Source organism: Pseudomonas sp. PDM22 (genome assembly GCF_014851965.1).
Taxonomy (GTDB): domain Bacteria; phylum Pseudomonadota; class Gammaproteobacteria; order Pseudomonadales; family Pseudomonadaceae; genus Pseudomonas.
The window spans coordinates 118629-137739 of record NZ_JACVAR010000008.1; the positions used below are offsets into that span (position 1 = coordinate 118629).

The following is a 19111-nucleotide window of genomic DNA, read 5'->3' on the forward strand; positions in this document are numbered from 1 at the left end:
CAAACCGGCGCCCTGGGGCGCCGGTTTGCTTTTGCTCGTCTACAGCATTTGCCGCGATCAGCGGCCGGCGAGCAGCGCCTCGAGCTTCTCCTGGTCGCGGGCGAACAGGCGGATGCCTTCGGCGAGCTTCTCGGTGCCCATGGCGTCTTCGTTCATCTGCCAGCGGAAGGCACTCTCGTCCAGCACCTGGCGGGCTTCGCCGCCGCCCGGCTGCAAAGCGCGCGGCAGTTCGCCTTCGGCGTCGGCCAACTGTTGCAGCAGGTCCGGGCTGATGGTCAGGCGGTCGCAGCCGGCGAGCTGCTCGATCTGTCCGAGGTTGCGGAAGCTGGCGCCCATCACCACGGTCTCGTAACCGTTGGCCTTGTAGTAGCGATAGATGCGCGAGACCGACTGCACGCCTGGATCTTCCGCGCCCACGTAGTCGCGGTTGTTGGCCTTCTTGTACCAGTCATAGATGCGCCCGACGAAGGGCGAGATCAGGAATACGCCGGCGTCGGCGCAGGCCGCAGCCTGGGCGAAGGAGAACAGCAGGGTCAGGTTGGTCTGGATGCCTTCGCGCTCCAGCTGCTCGGCGGCGCGGATGCCTTCCCAGGTGGAGGCGATCTTGATCAGCACGCGATCGCGGCCGATGCCCTGCTGGTCGTACAGCTCGATCAGGCGATGGGCGCGCTGCAGCGTGGCTTCGGTATCGAAGGATAGGCGGGCGTCCACTTCGGTGGAGATGCGCCCCGGAATCACGCCCAGGATGTCCTTGCCCACGGCGACGGCGAAGCGGTCGCAGGCCAGGCCAGCGTCACCCTGCGCGCCTTCGGTGGCGCGAGCCAGGTGCTCGGTGTAGCGGGGCAGGGCGGCGGCCTTCAGCAGTAGCGACGGGTTGGTGGTGGCATCCACCGGCTTCAGGCGGGCAATGGCGTCGAAATCGCCGGTATCGGCGACAACCGTAGTGTACTGCTTGAGTTGTTCCAGCTTGGAGGTCATGGCGCGTCTTCCGTAGAGAGTGCATCGACCTTACCCGAGGCCGATGCGCCACTCAACGGGACTCAGTGACCGGCGAGAAGTTCTCCGGCCTGATCGAGCAGTCCGAGGGAATCCTTGGTCTTGTGAACGTCCACCGAGAGCAGCTGGCGGAAGCGTCGCGCCCCTGGGAATCCCTGGGCCAGGCCGAGCACGTGGCGGGTTACGTGGTGCATCGCGCCACCCTCGGCGATGTGCCGCTCGATGTACGGACGCATCCGCGCCAAGGCCTCGGCGCGGGTGATGGCCGGTTCCTGGGACCCGTACAGCGCGGCGTCCACCTGGGCCAGCAGGTAGGGGTTGTGGTACGCCTCGCGGCCGAGCATCACGCCGTCGAACACCTGCAGGTGCTCGCGGCATTCCTCCAGGGTCTTGATGCCGCCGTTGAGGACGATCTCCAACTCTGCGAAGTCGCGCTTGAGCTGCGCGGCGATGTCGTAGCGCAGCGGCGGGATTTCGCGGTTTTCCTTGGGCGACAGGCCTTCGAGGATGGCGATGCGCGCATGCACGGTGAAGCTGCGGCAGCCGGCGTCGCGCACCTGGCCGACGAAGTCGCAGAGCTCTTCATAGCTGTCACGACCGTTGATGCCGATGCGGTGCTTGACCGTCACCGGGATCGATACCGCGTCACGCATGGCCTTCACGCAATCCGCTACCAGGGCCGGATGGCCCATCAGGCAGGCCCCGATCATGTTGTTCTGCACGCGGTCGCTGGGGCAGCCGACGTTCAGGTTCACCTCGTCGTAGCCCGCTTCCTCGGCCAGTTTCGCCGCGGCCGCCAGGTCCGCCGGGATGCTGCCGCCCAGTTGCAGCGCCAGCGGGTGCTCGCATTCGTCGTGGCGCAGGAAGCGCGCGGCATCACCGTGCAGCACGGCGCCGGTGGTGACCATCTCCGTGTAGAGCAGCGCGTGGCTGGAAAGCTGGCGCAGGAAGTACCGGCAGTGTCGGTCAGTCCAATCCATCATCGGCGCCACGGAGAAGCGGCGGGAAGGCTCGGGGCGGGAGGTGGCGGTCGGTGCGGCAGTGGTCATGGTTACGTCGAATCTGGCTTCGCAAGGGGCGCGAAATCGCTCGCGCCGACGGAAAGGGCAAAGATTTTACCGGGGTTGCCGGCGCCGCGCACGGAAACCGGCAGGCGGTCTGCCGTCGGCTTGACCTGGTCGGGCGGTCCGCATCGATACAACTGCTACCCTCTGGGTTCCTGACAGAAGGATCTCACTCGATGAAACCCCTATTGTTGACGCTGCCGCTGATCCTGCTGGCCGCCTGTTCCTCGCCGGGCAAGCTTAAGGAGGAGGCGCCGGCATTGCGGCTCGAGAGCGGCAAGTCGCCCTCGGTCTACATGACCTGCCTGCTGCCAAAATGGCAGGCTATACGCCCTTCGGCGGCGGTGAAGGAAATCCGTTTCGGCTATCGGCTGCTGGCGCCGGCCGCCTCGGGTGATACCGCCGAAGTGCTGCTGGAGACGACGGCGGCGGACAAGGGCAGTGATGTCGTGCTCTATCGACGCAGTGCGCCGAGCCCGGACGATGCGATCACCCTGGCAGCGCGCAGCTGCCTGTAGCGACTCAAGCAGCGCCTCGTCTACCACTAAGGAACGATAGCCGCCGGGTGCAGCAGGCGGCCTAATGGCTCTGACAAGAATAATCGGGTTCCCCGGCAGCGTGCCCGCGCTGCGCAGCGGCAGGGCCCGCCAGAAGAGAGCTGTTGCCATGGATATCGCGCGCCCGCGTATCGTCCTCATTCTTACCCTGCAGACTTGCGGCCTGGTGCTGCTGTTCATTGCCCAGGCGCTGGGCGGCTGGCCGTTGTCTGTGTGCCTGCTGCTTGCCGCGATACTGCTCTGGGGGCCGTGGTTCGTCCCCGAGCGGGCGGCACCTGCTGGCGCGCTGGCGGTGCTGCCGGACGTCGCCGAGTTGACCCGCGAGCTGTCCCAGGGCACCAGTCGCAATGCTTTGTCCGCCGCCGGCGTGTCCTTCTCGGTGCAGCGGCTGGTGGAAAAGCTGGAATCCCAGGTGGTGGCCGCCGAGCAGATCGTCGGTAGCGCCGAAGTGATGATCCACACCGAGCGGGCTACCTCGAATCTCGCGCGCCAGGCGAAGGAGGCCGCCACGCTCGCTCGTGCTGGCAGTGATAGCGGGCGCAGCGAACTGCAGGCGGCCATCGATTGCATGCGCCAACTGAGCCAGCGCGCCAGTGCCAGCCGTGCGCTGATCGAGACCCTGAATGCGCGCAGCGAGGATATCCAGCGCGTCACCCAGGTGATCCAGTCCATCGCCAGCCAGACCAACCTGCTGGCCCTCAACGCGGCCATCGAGGCGGCGCGGGCAGGGGAGCACGGCCGTGGCTTCGCCGTGGTGGCCGAGGAGGTTCGCGGGCTCGCCGGGCGCACCGCCGAGGCTACCGACGAGGTGGGGCAGATGATCGAGGATATCCAGCGCCAGACCGGCGAGGTGGTGGAGCAGATTCGCCAGCTTACCGATGACCTGGGCCTGGGCGTCAGTCAGGTGGAGAGCACCGGCCGCCAGTTGCAGGATATCGCCGGGTTGGCCGCCACCGTGGAAACCCAGATCACCGAGATCGCCGAGGGTGCGGAGATCAACCGCAACCAGCTGGACAGCCTGTTCGCCGCCGTCGAGCAGGTGCGCGGCGACTTGCGCGCCAGCGACGAGCAGACCCACCGTCTGGCCGATGCCGCGATGCAGCTGGAAAGCCAGGCAGAGACCATCAGCGAGCGTCTCGCCGAGGTGGCACTGGACGACTATCACCAGCGCGCCTACGACCTCGCCCGTGCCGGCGCCCAGGCCATCGGCGCGAAGTTCGAGACGGACATGGAGAACGGCCGGATCGGCTTCGACGACCTGTTCGACCGTGACTATCAGCCGATGCCCGGCACCCGTCCGCAGAAGTTCCGCACGCGCTTCGACCGCTACACCGACGAGGTGCTGCCGCGCATCCAGGAAGACCTGCTGCAACGCCACGAAGGGCTGGTGTTCGCCATCGCCTGTACCGCCGAGGGTTATGTACCTACGCACAACCAGGCGTTCAGCCATCCGCCGAGCGGCGACCTGCAGGTGGACATGCTCAAGAGCCGCAGCAAGCGCCTGTTCAACGACCGTACCGGCGTGCGCTGCGGCAGCCACAACCAACCGATGCTGCTACAGACCTACTGCCGCGATACCGGCGAGTTGATGCATGACCTGTCTGTGCCGATTTACGTGCGCGGGCGCCAATGGGGTGGGTTGCGTCTGGGTTACCGGCCGGAGGCCTGAGACCCAAAGCCGAATCGCAGGCGAAAAAAAGCCGCGAGGAGTTGGACGCGGCTTGGTGCGGGCGTCCGGGAGACGCCCGCGAAAGGGACTCAGTGATGCCCGCAGAGGGCGTCGCGACCTTGTTCGCCGAGGATGTTGAAGAGGATGTTCAGCACCACGGCCCAGATCGCGGTCATCGCGATGCCGCTGTGGGTGATCGGCTCCATCCACTGGGGCAGGGCGGCGAAGAAGTCCGGGCGCACCACCGGCACCATTCCCATGCCAATGCTCACCGCCACCAGCAGCTGGTTGCGGCGGTCGACGATGTCCGCTTCGTGGAGGATGCGAATGCCGCTGGCGGCGACCATGCCGAACATGGCGATACCGGCACCACCCAGCACCGCCGGCGGGATCGAGGCGACCAGGAAGGCGGCCTTGGGCAGCAGCGACAGGGCGATCAGGAACAGCGCGGCGGCGGCGGTGACATAGCGGCTGCGCACGCCGGTCATCTGCACCAGGCCGATGTTCTGGGCGAACGAGGAATGGGTGAAGGTGTTCATGAAGCCGGCGATGAACGATGCGCCGGCGTCGCACAGCAGGCCGCGGCGCAGGCGGTTGGGGCAGATTTCGGTCTCGGTGATCTTGCCCAGCGCGAGGAACATGCCGGTGGACTCGACGAAGATAATCACCACCACCAGGCACATGGACAGCACCGGGGCGAGGTGGAACTCCGGCGTGCCGAAATGCAGCGGAGTGACCACGTCGAACCACGGGCGCTGCTCGATGCCGTCCAGGCTGACCATGCCCATGCTGGCGCCGATGATGTAGCCCAGCAGCATGCCGATCAGCACAGAGACGTTGACCCAGAAGCCCTTCATGAAGCGGTTGATCAGCAGGATCACCGCCAGCACGAAGGACGACAGGGCGAGGTATTCGATGGCGCCGAAATTGGCGGCTGCCTTGCCGCCACCGGCCCAGTTGATCGCCACCGGGAACAGGCACATGCCGATGGAGGTGATCACGGTGCCGGTCACCAGGGGCGGGAAGAAGCGCACGATGCGGCTCATGAACGGCGCGATGACCATGCCGAAGAACCCCGCGGCGATGGTGGCGCCGAAGATGCCGGTCATGCCCACGCCGGGCATCCCGGCCATGGCCACCATGCTGCCGACGGCGGCGAAGCTGGCGCCCATCATCACCGGCATGCGGATGCCCACCGGGCCGATGCCGAGCGATTGCACGAGCGTGGCGATGCCGGCGACCAGCAGGTCGGCGTTGATCAGGAAGGCGATTTCTTCGCGGGAGAGACCGGCGGCCTGGCCGACGATCAGCGGGACGGCGACGGCGCCGCCATACATCAGGAGAACGTGCTGGAAGCCGACCAGCAGCAGTTGCAGCAAGGGCAAACGCTGGTCGACGGGCGAGCCGGTATGGGAGCGCTCAGTTACCACGGACATGCAACACCTCGGTTTTTATTGTTGTCAGTCGCTGGTTGCCGGACGGGCACGACAACCGGGAAGTACTGGCCGATCTCACCCCCGGGGCCGAGCGGGTGAAGCGGTGCGGGACTTTATAAACGCGATGTGTATTACGTTCAATCGATTTTTGTATACAACTCGTCGGTCACGTTTTGTCTCCATGGTGCTGCATGGCTCTAGGCCGCATGTTTCCTGGCTTCGGTAATTCTGTAGCCATTGGTCGAGTGGACTACATTTTTTGTTTCAGCATTCGGCCCAACCTGTAGGAGCGCCATGCGGGCGATCGCGGGCATGGCCCGCTCCTGCAGGGAAATGCCGATCTGCGGGCATAAAAAAACCGCACCCGAAGGTGCGGTTTCTCTGGCCGTGCCGCAGGCTCAATTAACCTGGGCGCCCCTGGAGATCCAGTCTCCGACGAGCTTGCGCTCTTCCGGGGTCATCTGGGTGATGTTGCCCAGCGGCATCACCTGCGAGGCTACGGCCTGCGCCTGGATGCGCGGGGCGAGCTGCTGGATCTGCTGCGGGGTGTCGAACATCACGCCAGCCGGCGCGGTGCTGAACAGGTTGCTGGTCGGCTTGGCCGAGTGGCACACGGCGCAGCGTTCCTGGATGACGTGGTGAACCTTGTCGAAGCCTTCGGTCGAGCCGGCAGTGGACGCCTGGGCTGGAGCGGCCTGGGCCTGCTGGGCAGCGGCAGCCTTGGCGGCTTCCTCGTCCTTGGCGCGCTCGGCCGGGGTCTTGCCGCCGATGGCGGTTTCCGGCAGCGGCTGGTACTCCACCTTCGCCGGCTGGGCGCTGGCAGTGTTATCGCTGCTGGGGAGGTTCGGGCCGGTGACGAAGGCCAGGGCGATCATGCCGACGGCGCCGGCGGGCAGGGCCCAGGCCATGCCGTTGCCATTGTGGCGGGTGTTGAAGTAGTGACGCACGATCACTGCCAGCGCCGCGATGCAGGTCAGGATCAGCCAGTTGTAGTGGCTGCCGTAAGTGCTCGGGAAGTGGTTGCTGATCATGATGAACAGCACCGGCAGGGTGAAGTAGTTGTTGTGGCGCGAACGCAGCAGGCCTTTGGCCGGCAGTACCGGGTCGGGCTCGCGGCCTTCCTCGATGGCCTTAACCAGCGCGCGCTGGGCCGGCATGATCACGCGGAACACGTTGCCCACCATGATGGTGCCGATGATGGCGCCCACGTGCAGGTACGCACCGCGACCGCTGAACACCTGGCTGAGCAGGTAGGCAGCGAGGACCAGCAGGCCGAACAGGATGGCGCCGAGCAGGGCGGGTTTCTTGCCCAGCGGGGAGTCGCACAGGGTGCTGTAGACGAACCAGCCGGCGATCAGCGAGCCGATGCCGATGGCCACGGCGGCGGCCGGAGCGAGGTCGCTGCCCGGAGCGATCAGGTACAGGGTCGGGTTCAGGTAGAACACGATGGTCAGCAGGCAGACACCCGACATCCAGGTGGAGTAGGCCTCCCATTTGAACCAGTGCAGATTGTCCGGCATTTTCGGCGGGGCGAGCTTGTACTTCTCCAGGTGGTAGATGCCGCCACCATGGATCGCCCATAGGTCACCGGAAAGCCCCTCGCGCGGGTTGGCGCGGTTGAGGTTGTTTTCCAGCCAGACGAAGTAGAACGAGGCGCCGATCCACGCGATACCCACGATCATGTGGATCCAGCGGACCAGCAGGTTCAGCCATTCGATGAGATGTGCTTCCACAGTTTTTTACCTCTTGCCCGGGCATCGCCGTCGCGCTGCGCGGGCCTCTCTTATTAGTTCGCTTGGGGGTCGAGGAGGAGCTGTTCGTCCTCGGTGAAGAAATGCTCGTCGCAGTTGTTGCCAGAACCGCTGCGATCGACCACCAGGAAGTCATCCCGCTTTTCGATCGTCAGCACCGGGTGGTGCCAGACGCCGCGGTGGTAATTGACGCCCTGCTTGCCGTTGGACAGGAAAGCGCGGACGAGACCCGATACAGGTACATCGCCAACTGGCGCGACCACGATCAGAAATGGGTTGCCGAGCAGCGGAATGAACGCCTGGCTGCCCTGCGGGTGACGTTCCAGCATGCGGATGCGCAAGGGCATCTCCAGGGATTCGGCGCTGAAGATGCTGATGATCGCCTTGTCATCGGGCTGCGCCGTTTCGACGGTGGCGAGCTTGTGATAACGGCGGGTGGAACCGTTGTTGATCATGAAGAAGTCACTGCCTTCGGTTTCGATGACATCACCGAACGGTGCGAAGGCTTCCTTGGTCAACGGCTCGATCTTCAGGGTACGCATGGCTGGTCTTCTTTTTCGTTGTTCGCATTGGCCCCGTCGCTGGGACAGGGAGTGAAGGTCCGCTCGCTCAGAGCTGCTGCAGGCGGAACATCGCGATCTTGTTGATCTCCGCCAGGGCGGTCTGGAACTCCTGCTCCGGCGTGTTGTGGATGCGCTCTTCGAACGCGGCCAGGATCTGGTGGCGGTTGCTGCCCTTCACCGCCTTGATGAAGGGGAAGCCGAACTTGGCCTTGTAGGCGTCGTTGAGTTCGGTGAAGCGGGCGAACTCCTCGGCGGTGCAGTCCTGGATGCCGGCGCCGGCCTGTTCGGCGGTGCTCGAGGCGGTCAGTTCGCCACGTACGGCGGCCTTGCCGGCGAGGTCCGGGTGCGCGTTGATAAGCGCCAGTTGGGCATCGTGGCTGGCGGACAGGAGGATGTCGGCCATGCGCTGCTGCAGCAGTTCGATGTCGTTCAGGCTTTCGTCGACGCCCAGGTCATAGGCTTTCTCGGCGACCCACGGGGAGTGCTCGTAGATGTCGGCGAAGGTGGCGACGAAGGCGGCGCGGTCGAGGCTGGCCGGGGTCAGGGTCTGGAAGCGGCTCATGCCTGGTTCTCCTGCGCTTTGTACGGGTGGTTCTCGTGCCAGTGCTTGGCGATGTCGACGCGACGGGTGATCCACACCTTCTCGTGACCCTTAACGTACTGGATGAAACGCTCCAGCGAGGCCATACGCGCCGGACGGCCCAGCAGGCGGCAGTGCATGCCGATGGAGAGCATCTTCGGCGCGCCCTCGGCACCCTCGGCGTAGAGCACGTCGAAGGCGTCCTTGAGGTACTCGAAGAAGTCGTCGCCCTTGTTGAAGCCCTGTACCTGGGTGAAGCGCATGTCGTTGGTGTCCAGGGTGTAGGGGATCACCAGGTGCGGCTTCTCGGCGGTGCTCGCCGGGTCCCAGTAGGGCAGGTCGTCGTCGTAGGTGTCGGAGTCGTAGAGGAAGTTGCCGTCTTCGCGGACGATGCGCCGGGTATTCGGGCCCAGGCGGCCGGTGTACCAGCCCTGCGGCCGCTGGCCGGTCAGCTCGGTGAGGATGCGCACGGCCTCGAACATGTGCTCGCGCTCCTGCTCCGGGTCCATGTACTGGTAGTCGATCCAGCGGTAGCCGTGGCTGCAGATCTCGTGGCCGTCGGCGACCATCTGGCGGATCGCCTCGGGGTGGCGCTGGGCGGCCATGGCCACGGCGAACACGGTCAGCGGCAGGTCATACTTGCGGAACAGCTTGAGCAGGCGCCACACGCCAGCACGGCTGCCGTATTCGTACAGCGATTCCATGCACATATTGCGCTCGCCCTTGAGCGGCTGGGCAGCAACCATTTCGGAGAGGAAGGCTTCGGATTCGGCGTCGCCATGGAGGATGTTGCGTTCGCCGCCTTCTTCATAGTTGAGGACGAAGGACAGGGCGATGCGCGCATCGTTCGGCCAGTGCGGATGGGGGATGTTGTTGCCGTAACCGATCAGGTCGCGTGGGTAGTCAGCGCTCACTGCAGTGTTCCTTCTTGTGGTTGGCGGTCGGCGCCGGGTCGGTGGACTGTGCGCTGCCGTTGATGGGTGCATTGTATACAAAATGTGGAGCGGTCTGTAAATACAGTCTGCGCAACGGTCGTTTCATTGCTTTCGCCAGCGTTCGACAGGGCGTAGATGCCGGGTGTGCCCTGTTCTGGCGCGCGCTGAGGCGGGTTTGCCAGCTGTCTGGCACCAGGGTGTCGGTTGGCGCTGCAGGGGCTTTTTGCAGGATTGAATCAGTTTTTTGTATACAATCAATTGTGCCGCTGGGTATATTCGCTTCACCAAACGCACCCGCGGGCCGCTTCGATGGCGACCCGCTCATTCGCATCAACAAGACAGAGGAGGAAGGTGTCGGCCGGCTCCGCCGCAGGACACCGTTAAGCCCATGGGACGCCTGACCACTCACGTACTGGATTCCGCCCACGGCTGCCCCGGCCATGGCATCAAGATCGAGCTGTTCCGCGTCGAAGGCCAGCAACTGGAACTGATCGCCACCCGCGTGACCAACGACGATGGCCGCTGCGACGAGCCGCTGCTGCAGGGCGACGACTTCCGCGCCGGCGTTTACCAGCTGCTGTTCAACGCTGGCGACTATTACCGCGCCCGTGGCGTCGAGCTACCCCAGCCGGCATTCCTCGACCAGGTCGTGCTGCGCTTTGGCATCGCCTCGGAAAGCGACCACTACCATGTGCCGCTGCTGATTTCCCCCTACAGCTATTCCACCTATCGCGGCAGCTAGTCCCCGCCCGTAGGTCTTCCCCCGGACTCTTCGTGGAGTCTTCCTCAGCCCGCCCACACTGCGGGCTTTTTTTTGCCTGTCGTTCAGAGAAATGCGTAGGAATCACAGGCGGAAAGGGCACATTTGGGCTAGAAGAAAGGAGGGAAAAATCCGTTTCAAGGAGTGGTATGAGCAGGATTCTGATCGTCGATGAACAACCGGTGACCCGTCACGCGCTGCGGCTGATGATGGAAGCGGATCGGCACGAGGTCGTCGGCGAGGCGGACAACGGGCCCGATGCACTGCACCAGGTGCGGGTATGCAAGCCGGACCTGATGATCCTCGAACTGTCGATTCCACGCCTGGGTGGGCTGGAGGTCCTGCAGCGCCTGGTGGCACAGGAATCCCCCGTCAAGGTGCTGGTGCTCACTTCACAGGACTCCGAGTACTTCGCCGGGCGCTGCCTGACTGCCGGCGCCGCCGGCTTCGTCAGCAAGCAGGAGAACCCCCAGGCAGTGCGCGAAGCGGTGCGGGCCATCGCCCAGGGGCACAGTTATTTCCCCAGCCACGCGCTGGGCAGTGTCAGCGCGGCAGAAGAGGCCGGGCATGGCGAACTGATCAAGGGACTGTCGGTCCGCGAACTCAGCGTCCTGCAGCTACTGGCGCGAGGCTTGAGCAACATCGCCATCGCCGACCAGCTGGCCATCAGCGACAAGACCGTGAGCACCTACAAGGTGCGGCTGATGCAGAAGCTGCACGCCAAGTCTCTGGTCGAGCTGATCGATATCGGTCGCCGACATGGATTGGTGGAGGGCGGTGCCAGGGAAGAACCCGTTAGCGCAATGCCCGAGCTGGACGAGGCGCAGCATCGCGAGCTGGGCCTGTTGCGCAAGTTCATGGAATCCATTCCGTATCCGATCAGCCTGCGCGGGTTGGACGGTCGCATCCAGTACTGCAGTGATGCTTCGCTGGAAGCCTTGGGTAGAACACGCGAAGAGGTTATCGGCAGCACCTGGTCGGAGTTGGGCGTATTCGCCAGCACTGACGAGGCACGGCTGCTGCAGGAGCGCTTCCTGGCAGCGGTCGGCAAGGGTGAGAGCCTGGACTGGGATGTCGAATTCCAGGGAGCTCAGAATCGTCAGGTGATTCACGTCTGGGCGAGGCCCTACCGGGACGAGCAGGACGCCCTGCTGGGTGTGTTGAGCGGTGTCGTCGATATCACCCACCAGGACAATGTGATTCGCGGACTGCGCAATGCCAACGCCCGGATTGGCACCATCAGTCGGGGCAAGGGGTTGTTCCTCGCGAGCATGGGCAGCGAGTTGCAGGGGCCGCTGCAGAATATCCTGGCGATGATCGGCATGGCGCTGAACCAGGATGATCCTGCGCGGCGCGTCGAGCCGTTACAGGTGGCGCGCAGCATGGCGGAGAACATGCTGCACATGCTGGACGACCTGAACCTGCTCAGCCGCGCAGACCTGGGGCGGCTCCAGCTGGCGCCGGAAGAGGTGGACCTGAAAGCACTCGCGCAGCGTCAGTTGGATATGCTGGCTGAGCCGGCGATGGCGAAAGGACTGTCGCTGGATGCGGATTTCAGTCTGGCCTTGCAGCCCCGGGTCTGGTGCGATCCGATGCGCCTGCGGCAGGTGCTGAACAACCTGCTCAGCAATGCGCTGAAATTCACCGATCATGGGGCCATCATTTTGCGGCTGCTCGCGCGCGGTAGCGGGGAGGGCATGGTGGAGGTCCAGCTGGATGTCATTGACACAGGCGTGGGCATTCCGCTGGAAGAACAGGAAACCCTGTTCGAGCCCTTTACCACGCCGTTGAAGGGCGAGCGGGTGCGCCGTGGTGGTACTGGCCTGGGGCTGGCCCTGTCGCGCAGCCTGGTCGAGCTGATGGGAGGTGAGCTGACCATGAGCAGCCGCCCTGGAGTCGGCACCGAGTTCAGCATCAGGCTGCTGTTGCCTGCTGTGGAAGGCTGAGCCAATACCGCCTCGCTCCGATCGGGGATGGCCCACGGTCCCCCGCAGGGCGAAACAAAAAGGCCCCGGCAATCGCCGGGGCCTTTTTTATCGTGCGTAGCAGAGACTCAGAGGAAGATGAACTTGGCCACGAAGATCGCGCACAGCGCATACAGGCTGATGGTCACGTCCTTGTGGCGGCCGGTGAAGACCTTCATCGCCACGTAGGTCACGAAGCCCAGCGCGATGCCGTCGGCGACCGAGAAGGTCAGCGGCATCATGATCACGGTGACGATGGCCGGGATGGTCTCGGTGTGCTCGTTCCAGTCGATGTGGGCCATGCCGCCCATCATCAGCATGGCGACGTAGATCAGCGCGCCGGCGGTGGCGTAGGCGGGGATCATGCCGGCCAGCGGGGCGAAGAACATCGCGGCGACGAACAATACGCCCACCACCACGGCGGTCAGGCCGGTGCGGCCACCGGCGGCGACGCCCGCAGCGCTTTCCACGTAGCTGGTCACCGGCGGCACGCCGAGCACCGCGCCGAAGGCGCTGGAGGTGCTGTCGGCTTTCATGGCTTTCGACAGGTTCTCGATGCGACCGTCTTCACGCACCAGATGCGCACGCTGGGCAACGCCCATCAGGGTGCCGGCGGTATCGAACATGTGCACGAAGAGGAAGGCCAGGATCACGCTGATCATGGTGACGTTGAACGCGCCGGAAATGTCCATCGCCATGAAGGTCGGCGCCAGGCTCGGAGGCATGGAGAACACGCCGCCGAACTGGACGATGCCCAGCGCGATGCCGGCCACGGTGACGGTGAGGATGCTGATCAGGATGCCGCCGAACACACGGCGGTATTCCAGCACGGCGATCATCAGGAAGCAGATCGCGGCGAGCAGCGGGCCGGGGCTGGTCAGGTCACCCAGGTGAACCAGGGTGGCGGGGCTGGCGACCACGATGCCGGCGGTCTTCAGGCCGATCAGCCCGAGGAACAGGCCGACGCCGGCGCCCATGGCGAAGCGCAGGCTGACCGGGATGCTGTTGAGCAGCCATTCGCGGATGCGCGAGAAGGTCAGGATCATGAAGGCGATGCCGGAGATGAACACCGCGCCCAGCGCGATCTCCCAGCTGTAGTTCATGGTCTTGACCACGGTGTAGGTGAAGAAGGCGTTGAGGCCCATGCCCGGCGCCAGGCCCACCGGCCAGTTGGCGTACAGGCCCATCAGGAAGCAACCGAGCGCCGCGGCAAGGCAAGTCGCGACGAAGGCGGCGCCGTGGTCGATGCCGGCGTCGGCCATGATGTTGGGGTTGACGAAGATGATGTACGCCATGGTGATGAAGGTCGTGAGACCTGCGGCGAGTTCGGTCTTCACGGTGGTGCCGTGCTGGCTGAGCTTGAACAGGCGTTCGAGCAGGCCGGTAGCAGGCGGGCTGGTTGCAAAGGCTTGTTGTTCTTGTTTGGTGCTTTCCACAGCGGTACTCCTCAACGCTCTTGTTGTTGGTCCCTTGCCGTCGGCTGGTTCACCTGCGTCCCTTGCGCTAACGGAAAGAGTTGTGAGGGTGTGAATGTTGACCTTTGGGTCAGGAAGTCACGCCGCGATTATGCAGTTGTGTACAAAAAGTTCAAATAATGTTTAGTGTCTTGCTGAAAGATTTTTACAAGCAAAGCGTCGGAATGGTCGCACGCTGACCTTCGCCAGGCTCCTGTGCCGCGCGGCCTTGGGGTTGATGGGGAGTCGCTCGTGACGGCTGCACGATAGTGGCCACTTTGTGTACACTGTGCCCCATGCCTGGCCCGCGGCCAGCTCCACTCATGCCCCCACGGATTTCGCGCCGGTTCAACCCGGCTGAGCAGGGTTCGACTCCGATGACCGACCAGTTGCAACAGATCAGGAAGCAGCCGCGCAATGGCAAGGCGCGCAGCGGCACTCAGGACGAGATCGTCTACGCGCACATCTTCGACGCCATCCTCGAACAGCGCCTGGCGCCCGGCACCAAGCTGAGCGAAGAGGCCCTCGGTGAAATCTTCGGCGTCAGCCGCACCATCATCCGTCGCGCCCTGTCGCGCCTGGCCCACGAACAGGTCGTGCTGCTGCGTCCGAACCGTGGCGCGGTGGTGGCCAGCCCGAGTATCGATGAAGCCCGGCAGATCCTCTTCGCCCGCCGCACCGTCGAGCGCGCGATCACCGAGCTGGCCGTGGACAACGCCAGCAGCGACACCCTCGCCGAGCTGCGCGACATGGTTAAGCAGGAGCAATCCAGCTTTGCCCGCGGCGACCGCGGCGCCGGCATCCGCCTCTCCGGCGAATTCCACCTGAAGCTCGCCGAGATGGCGAAGAATGCCCCGCTGGTGGTCTTCCAGCGCAGCCTGGTGTCGCAGACCTCGCTGATCATCGCCCAGTACGAAAGCGGCGGCCGCTCGCACTGCTCGTTCGACGAGCACAACGAGATCCTCGACGCCATCGAGAAGGGCGACAAGGAAAAGGCCGTGACCCTGATGATGCACCACATGGCGCACATCGACGACAAGCTGAACCTGGACGTGGACGGCGCCTCCGGCGACCTGCACGCGGTGTTCTCGCACCTGCTGGCCGGCAAGAAGAAGCCGCGCCGCAGCAAGGCCGACGCCGACTCGGCGGCCTGATCACCGAGCCAGAAAAAAGCCCCGCAGATGCGGGGCTTTTTCGTTTCCTGGGGGCTCCCCGCAGGAACGCCCGATGGGCGCAATCGCGGGCATGCCCGCTCCTACAGATTCCGCGCGCTTTCCTCCGACTGCTGCCAGCCACCGCCGAGGGACTTGTAGAGCAGCACCAGGGTGGTCGCCACCGCTTCGCGGCTGCGCACCTGTTGTTCCTCGGTGGCCAGCAGTTCGCGCTGGGCGTTGAGCACGTTGAGGAAGTCCACCGCGCCGGCCTTGTATTGCTCACGGGCATTGGTCAGTGCGGTGCGGCCATGCTCGGCGGCCGTATCCAGGCTCGCCAGGCGACGCTGGTCGGCGGCGTAGTCGGTCAGTGCGTCGTCCACTTCCCGCCAGGCGTTGAGCACGGTGCGGCGGTAGGCGATGGCCGATTCCTGCTGCTGCGCCTCGCGCAGGGCGAGCATGCCCTTCAGGCGACCGCCCTCGAAGACCGGCAGCGACAGGCTCGGGCCGATGCCGAAGGTGCGGCTGTTCCAGTCGCCGAAATTCGACAGTTGCAGCGCCTGGAAGCCGAAGCTGCCGTTGAGGCTGATGCGCGGGTAGAAGTCCGCCTTGGCCACGCCGATGCTGGCGGTGGCGGCATGCAGCGCGGCTTCGGCGCGGCGGATGTCCGGGCGGCGCTGGGCCAGTTCCGACGGCAGGCCGACCGGTACTCCACGCGGCGGTTGTGGCACCGGTTTGGCCTGGGCGAGTTCCGCCTGTAGCGCACCGGGCGCTTCGCCGAGCAGGTAGCCCAGGGCGTTGATCAGCCGCGCCTGGCGCTTCTGGCTATCGGGCAGGCGCGCTTCGATGCTGGAGACCTGGGTCAACGCTTCTGCCACGTCGAGTTCGGTGGCGACGCCATCGGCGCGGCGCAGGCGGGTCAGCTCCAGGCTGCGCTGGGCAATCTCCAGGTTGCCGCGGATGATCGCTTCCAGGTCCTGTTCGGCGCGCAGTTGCAGGTAGTTGCGTGCGGTCTCGGCAAGCACCGAGACCAGCACGTCGCGACGGCTTTCCTCGGTGGCCTGGACGTTGGCGTCGGCGGCTTCCAGCTCGTGGCGCACACGGCCCCAGAAGTCCAGCTCCCAGGACAGGTCGAAGCCACCGTCGAGTTGGTTGAAGTTGTCCTTGCCGGCTTTGCCGGACGGGTCGCTCAGGCCGACCTCGCTGTTGCGCTTGCGCTGGTAGCCCAGGTCCGCGCCGACGTTGGGCATGGCATCGCCGCCCAGTGCCTGGCGGATCGCCCGGCTCTGCTGCAGGCGCGCATCGGCTTCGCGCAGGTCGAGGTTGGCTTCCGCCACGCGGCGTTGCAGGTCGTTGAGCTGCGGGTCGCCCAGCAGCGTCCACCACTGCGCTTCCAGCGGCGCATCGAGAGTCTGGCTCGGTGCGTCGCCGCGCCGGGAGGACCAGTCCACCGCGTCGGCATCGTCCGGGCGCTGGAAGTCCGGGCCGACGCTGCAGGCGCCGAGCGCGAGCAGGGCGATGCTCCCTAACACCAGGAGCGGGGACGTGCGCATGGCGGTCATTGCACGGCTACCTTCTGCTCGGCCTTGGTGTGCTTGCCGGTGTCGATGCGCGCGATCACCGACATGCCCACGCGCAGCCGGTCGCGCAGTGGCTGGTCGGCGTCGAGGACGATCTTCACCGGGATGCGCTGGACGATCTTGGTGAAGTTGCCGGTGGCGTTGTCCGGGGCGATGGGCGCAAAGCTCAGGCCGGTGGCCGGGGCGATGCTGTCGACGTGGCCGCGCAGCTTCTCGCCGGGGAAGGTGTCGATGCTGATCTCGACACGCTGTCCGGGCTGCACTTCGGTCAGCTGGGTTTCCTGGAAGTTGCCGACCACGTAGGCGTTCTGCAGCGGCACCACCGCAAGCAGCGCATTGCCCGGCGTGGTGTAGGCGCCGACGCGCACGGCGCGGCGGCCGACCATGCCGTCGAAGGGCGCGCGGATCTCGGTGTACGACAGGTTGAGCTGCGCCTGCTGCAGTTGCGCCTGGCCACGCTTCAGTGCGCCGAGGGCCTCGGCCTGCTGAGCGAGCAGCACGTCGAGCTGCTTGCGGGCGGCGAGGGCGGCAGCCTTGTCCTTGTCCAGCACGGCCTTCGCCGAGTCGACGCGCGAGCGTGCCTGCTGGGCATTCTGCAGCGTGCCGGCGCCCTGGGTCGCGAGGTGCTGGTAGCGGTTCAGTTCCTGCGCGGCAAAGGTCAGTGCGGCCTGATCAGCCTGCACCTGGGCGGCGCTCTGGGCGATCACCGCCTGCTGGCGTTCGAGGTCGGCGGCGACGTGGTGATGACGCGCCTCGGCGGCCAGCACGTCGGCCTCGGCGGCTTCCAGCGCGGCGCGGTAGTCGCGTGCATCGATGCGTGCCAGGACCTGCCCGGCCTTCACCGACTGGTTGTCTTCCACCAGCACTTGCTCGATGAAGCCGGCGACTTTCGGCGCGACCAGGGTGAAGTCGGCATGGATGTAAGCGTCGTCGGTGCTCTGCTCGCGGCTGGGACCCAGCAGGCGCAGCAGCAGGTAGACGACGAGGGCGAGAAGCAGCACGGCAACCAGGGCCAGACTGCCGCGACGGGAGCTCAGTTGCGACATGGGCAGACCTTTCATTGATTAGGAATGACAGGGCGCGGCGGGTAGACCCGCAGCGGCATCAGGGGAATCAGGACGAGCAGGGCGGCGGCCAGCCAGGACATCGCCAGCAGCGTGTCGGAGGCGGCGAGCACGCCGGCCTGGCCGCGCACCTGGCCGGCCAGGCGGCCTATGTTCTCAGCGCCACCCAGTTGTTCCAGGCGCAGGCCGAGGGCTTGCGAGGCATTGCCCAGATGGTCGACCAGGCGGTTGGAGTGGTAGTGCTCGCGCCAGGTCATCAGGATCGACACCACGGCGCTGCCAAGCACCGCCGAGAAGCCGCGCACGCTGTTGAACCAGGCCGAGGCGAAGGGCCCTTCGATGGGCGCGACGACGCTGGTGGCGGACATCAGCAGCGGCACGATGGCCATCGGCTGGCCGATGATCTGCAGCGCCAGCAGCCAGTAGAAATTCTCCCGCGTCCACTCGCTGGTCAGCTGGCTCATGCCGAAGGCCGACAGCCCGCACAGGCTGATGCCGATGGCGAGCACCCAGCGGCAGTCCACCCGCGGGATGTTGCACAGCGCGGCCACCAGCGGCAGCGAGATCAGCTGCGGCAGCGCCACCAGCAGCGCCATGGGCGCCGATTGCAGCGGGCGATAGCCGTGGGCGGAGGCGAGGTAGGACGCCGGCACGCCAGCGCACGCGCCGAGAACCACCAGCACGCCGGCCAGGGTGATCAGCGAGTGGGTGAAGTTGCGCCGCTTGAGGATGTCCAGGCGGAAGAAGGGCAGCGGGTGCGTCCATTCGTTGATGAAAAAGGCCACCAGCAGCCCGGCACCGCCGATCACCAGCAGGGTGACCAGGTCGGATTCGAACCAGTCCAGGCGCTCGCCCTGTAGCAGGCCCATCACCAGCATCAGGATGCCCGGCAGGCCGAGGGCGAGGCCGAGGTAATCGAACTGCTTCAGGCGCTCCAGGCGCAGCGGGTCCTGGGGGATGCCCCAGGCGACGGCGGCCAGCGCCACTGCGCAGAGCGGGATGACCTGCCAGAACACCCACTGCCAGCCGACGAACTCGGTCCACAGCGCCGCCAGCGGCATGCCGAGGTTCGGCGCAAAGGTCGCGGTCAGCGCGTAGGCGCCCAGGCCGTAGAGCTTGATCCCAGGAGGCAGGAAGCGCAGTGCCACGGTCATCAGCATCGGCGGCATGCAACCGCCGGCGAAGCCCTGCAGCAGGCGCAGCAGGTAGAGCGTCTCGACATTCGGCGCGAAGGGGCAGAGCAACGCGAGCAGGGCGAAGCAGGCGATGGCGCCTAGGGTGAAGCGGCGCAGCGACACGGTGACCGAGAACCAGGGCGCGAAGGCCATGGCGGCGACCTGCGCCGCCGAGTACAGGGCGATCAGCCAAGTGCCTTCGTCGTGGCCGATGGACAGCGCGCCACGCACGTCGGTCATGGCCAGGTCGGTGACTTTTTCGTTGAGGCCGGCGCTGAGGGAGGCGATCAGTACGCCGATCATGCCGACCACGATGCGCAGGCCGAATGGCTGGGCAACCGGTGCGGCAGGCTTCGCTGGTTGTGGGCTGGCGGCGGAAATCGGGGCGAGCGCGGTCATGGCCGGCCTCCAT

At 65.5% G+C, this 19111-nt stretch carries 16 protein-coding genes; 5 read left to right on the forward strand and 11 right to left on the reverse strand.

From position 1 onward, the window contains the following. Window positions 1–57: 57 nt before the first annotated feature. Window positions 58–978 carry a transaldolase gene (gene tal, locus IB255_RS25475; protein WP_081518595.1) on the reverse strand — a complete coding sequence of 307 codons (921 nt, stop codon included), beginning with the start codon at window positions 976–978 and terminating at the stop codon, window positions 58–60. A 62-nt stretch (window positions 979–1040) separates the two neighbouring features. Then, the gene (gene dusA / locus IB255_RS25480; protein WP_081518594.1) at window positions 1041–2045 is read right to left on the reverse strand and encodes a tRNA dihydrouridine(20/20a) synthase DusA; all 1005 of its coding nucleotides are present in this window, start codon (window positions 2043–2045) and stop codon (window positions 1041–1043) included. A gap of 191 nt (window positions 2046–2236) precedes the next feature. Here dusA and IB255_RS25485 point away from each other — a divergent pair, with 191 nt between their 5' ends. Continuing rightward, window positions 2237–2578 carry a hypothetical protein gene (locus IB255_RS25485; protein ID WP_081518593.1) on the forward strand — a complete coding sequence of 114 codons (342 nt, stop codon included), beginning with the start codon at window positions 2237–2239 and terminating at the stop codon, window positions 2576–2578. Window positions 2579–3068: 490 nt separating this feature from the next. Continuing rightward, on the forward strand, window positions 3069–4286 hold the full coding sequence (locus IB255_RS25490; RefSeq protein ID WP_412548137.1) for a methyl-accepting chemotaxis protein: 1218 nt from the start codon (window positions 3069–3071) through the stop codon (window positions 4284–4286). Between the two features lie 89 nt (window positions 4287–4375). On the opposite strand, the gene IB255_RS25495 is transcribed toward IB255_RS25490, so the two are convergent. The 5 genes from IB255_RS25495 to puuE form a co-directional block, all read right to left on the reverse strand. Next, entirely contained in the window at window positions 4376–5722 is a 1347-nt protein-coding gene (locus IB255_RS25495) for a nucleobase:cation symporter-2 family protein (protein ID WP_081518591.1), read from the reverse strand. A gap of 398 nt (window positions 5723–6120) precedes the next feature. Further along, window positions 6121–7455: a urate hydroxylase PuuD gene (locus IB255_RS25500; RefSeq protein WP_081518590.1), complete on the reverse strand. Its 1335-nt coding sequence runs from the start codon at window positions 7453–7455 to the stop codon at window positions 6121–6123. A 53-nt stretch (window positions 7456–7508) separates the two neighbouring features. Further along, a complete protein-coding gene (locus tag IB255_RS25505; RefSeq protein ID WP_017517520.1) occupies window positions 7509–8015 on the reverse strand; it encodes an ureidoglycolate lyase in 507 nt (168 codons plus the stop codon). A 67-nt stretch (window positions 8016–8082) separates the two neighbouring features. Continuing rightward, window positions 8083–8598, reverse strand: a complete 516-nt coding sequence (uraD, locus tag IB255_RS25510; RefSeq protein WP_081518589.1) for a 2-oxo-4-hydroxy-4-carboxy-5-ureidoimidazoline decarboxylase — start codon at window positions 8596–8598, stop codon at window positions 8083–8085. Next, the gene (gene puuE / locus IB255_RS25515) at window positions 8595–9530 is read right to left on the reverse strand and encodes an allantoinase PuuE (RefSeq protein WP_081518588.1); all 936 of its coding nucleotides are present in this window, start codon (window positions 9528–9530) and stop codon (window positions 8595–8597) included. The genes uraD and puuE overlap by 4 nt, the downstream gene beginning before the upstream one ends. A 409-nt stretch (window positions 9531–9939) precedes the next feature. Between puuE and uraH the strand changes: the two genes are divergently transcribed. Further along, complete coding sequence (gene uraH / locus IB255_RS25520) at window positions 9940–10293, forward strand: hydroxyisourate hydrolase (protein ID WP_081518587.1); 354 nt, start codon at window positions 9940–9942, stop codon at window positions 10291–10293. A 167-nt stretch (window positions 10294–10460) separates the two neighbouring features. After that, on the forward strand, window positions 10461–12257 hold the full coding sequence (locus tag IB255_RS25525; RefSeq protein ID WP_081518586.1) for an ATP-binding protein: 1797 nt from the start codon (window positions 10461–10463) through the stop codon (window positions 12255–12257). 107 nt (window positions 12258–12364) lie between these two features. Here the strand turns inward: IB255_RS25525 and IB255_RS25530 are convergent, their stop codons facing one another. After that, window positions 12365–13711, reverse strand: a complete 1347-nt coding sequence (locus tag IB255_RS25530) for an NCS2 family permease (RefSeq protein WP_151187671.1) — start codon at window positions 13709–13711, stop codon at window positions 12365–12367. Window positions 13712–14106: 395 nt separating this feature from the next. Between IB255_RS25530 and IB255_RS25535 the strand changes: the two genes are divergently transcribed. Then, window positions 14107–14883 (forward strand): GntR family transcriptional regulator, encoded by a 777-nt coding sequence (locus tag IB255_RS25535; protein WP_017517526.1) that lies wholly within the window; start codon window positions 14107–14109, stop codon window positions 14881–14883. A gap of 101 nt (window positions 14884–14984) precedes the next feature. Here IB255_RS25535 and IB255_RS25540 read toward each other — a convergent pair whose 3' ends face one another. Genes IB255_RS25540 through IB255_RS25550 form a run of 3 tightly spaced genes read right to left on the reverse strand, consistent with a single transcriptional unit; the run spans window position 14985 to window position 19098 of the window. Continuing rightward, window positions 14985–16433 carry an efflux transporter outer membrane subunit gene (locus tag IB255_RS25540; RefSeq protein ID WP_081518714.1) on the reverse strand — a complete coding sequence of 483 codons (1449 nt, stop codon included), beginning with the start codon at window positions 16431–16433 and terminating at the stop codon, window positions 14985–14987. A 5-nt stretch (window positions 16434–16438) separates the two neighbouring features. After that, window positions 16439–17506: an HlyD family secretion protein gene (locus tag IB255_RS25545; RefSeq protein ID WP_081518584.1), complete on the reverse strand. Its 1068-nt coding sequence runs from the start codon at window positions 17504–17506 to the stop codon at window positions 16439–16441. Between the two features lie 11 nt (window positions 17507–17517). Then, window positions 17518–19098 (reverse strand): MFS transporter, encoded by a 1581-nt coding sequence (locus tag IB255_RS25550; protein WP_081518583.1) that lies wholly within the window; start codon window positions 19096–19098, stop codon window positions 17518–17520. Between the last annotated feature and the right edge of the window lie 13 nt (window positions 19099–19111).

Excerpts from the sequence above, each read along its gene's own strand:
- tal (WP_081518595.1), bottom strand. The coding sequence starts at position 978 with ATGACCTCCAAGCTGGAACAACTCAAGCAGTACACTACGGTTGTCGCC.
- dusA (WP_081518594.1), bottom strand. The coding sequence starts at position 2,045 with ATGACCACTGCCGCACCGACCGCCACCTCCCGCCCCGAGCCTTCCCGC.
- IB255_RS25485 (WP_081518593.1), top strand. The coding sequence starts at position 2,237 with ATGAAACCCCTATTGTTGACGCTGCCGCTGATCCTGCTGGCCGCCTGT.
- IB255_RS25490 (WP_412548137.1), top strand. The coding sequence starts at position 3,069 with ATGATCCACACCGAGCGGGCTACCTCGAATCTCGCGCGCCAGGCGAAG.
- IB255_RS25495 (WP_081518591.1), bottom strand. The coding sequence starts at position 5,722 with ATGTCCGTGGTAACTGAGCGCTCCCATACCGGCTCGCCCGTCGACCAG.
- IB255_RS25505 (WP_017517520.1), bottom strand. The coding sequence starts at position 8,015 with ATGCGTACCCTGAAGATCGAGCCGTTGACCAAGGAAGCCTTCGCACCG.
- uraD (WP_081518589.1), bottom strand. The coding sequence starts at position 8,598 with ATGAGCCGCTTCCAGACCCTGACCCCGGCCAGCCTCGACCGCGCCGCC.
- uraH (WP_081518587.1), top strand. The coding sequence starts at position 9,940 with ATGGGACGCCTGACCACTCACGTACTGGATTCCGCCCACGGCTGCCCC.
- IB255_RS25525 (WP_081518586.1), top strand. The coding sequence starts at position 10,461 with ATGAGCAGGATTCTGATCGTCGATGAACAACCGGTGACCCGTCACGCG.
- IB255_RS25535 (WP_017517526.1), top strand. The coding sequence starts at position 14,107 with ATGACCGACCAGTTGCAACAGATCAGGAAGCAGCCGCGCAATGGCAAG.
- IB255_RS25540 (WP_081518714.1), bottom strand. The coding sequence starts at position 16,433 with ATGCGCACGTCCCCGCTCCTGGTGTTAGGGAGCATCGCCCTGCTCGCG.
- IB255_RS25545 (WP_081518584.1), bottom strand. The coding sequence starts at position 17,506 with ATGTCGCAACTGAGCTCCCGTCGCGGCAGTCTGGCCCTGGTTGCCGTG.
- IB255_RS25550 (WP_081518583.1), bottom strand. The coding sequence starts at position 19,098 with ATGACCGCGCTCGCCCCGATTTCCGCCGCCAGCCCACAACCAGCGAAG.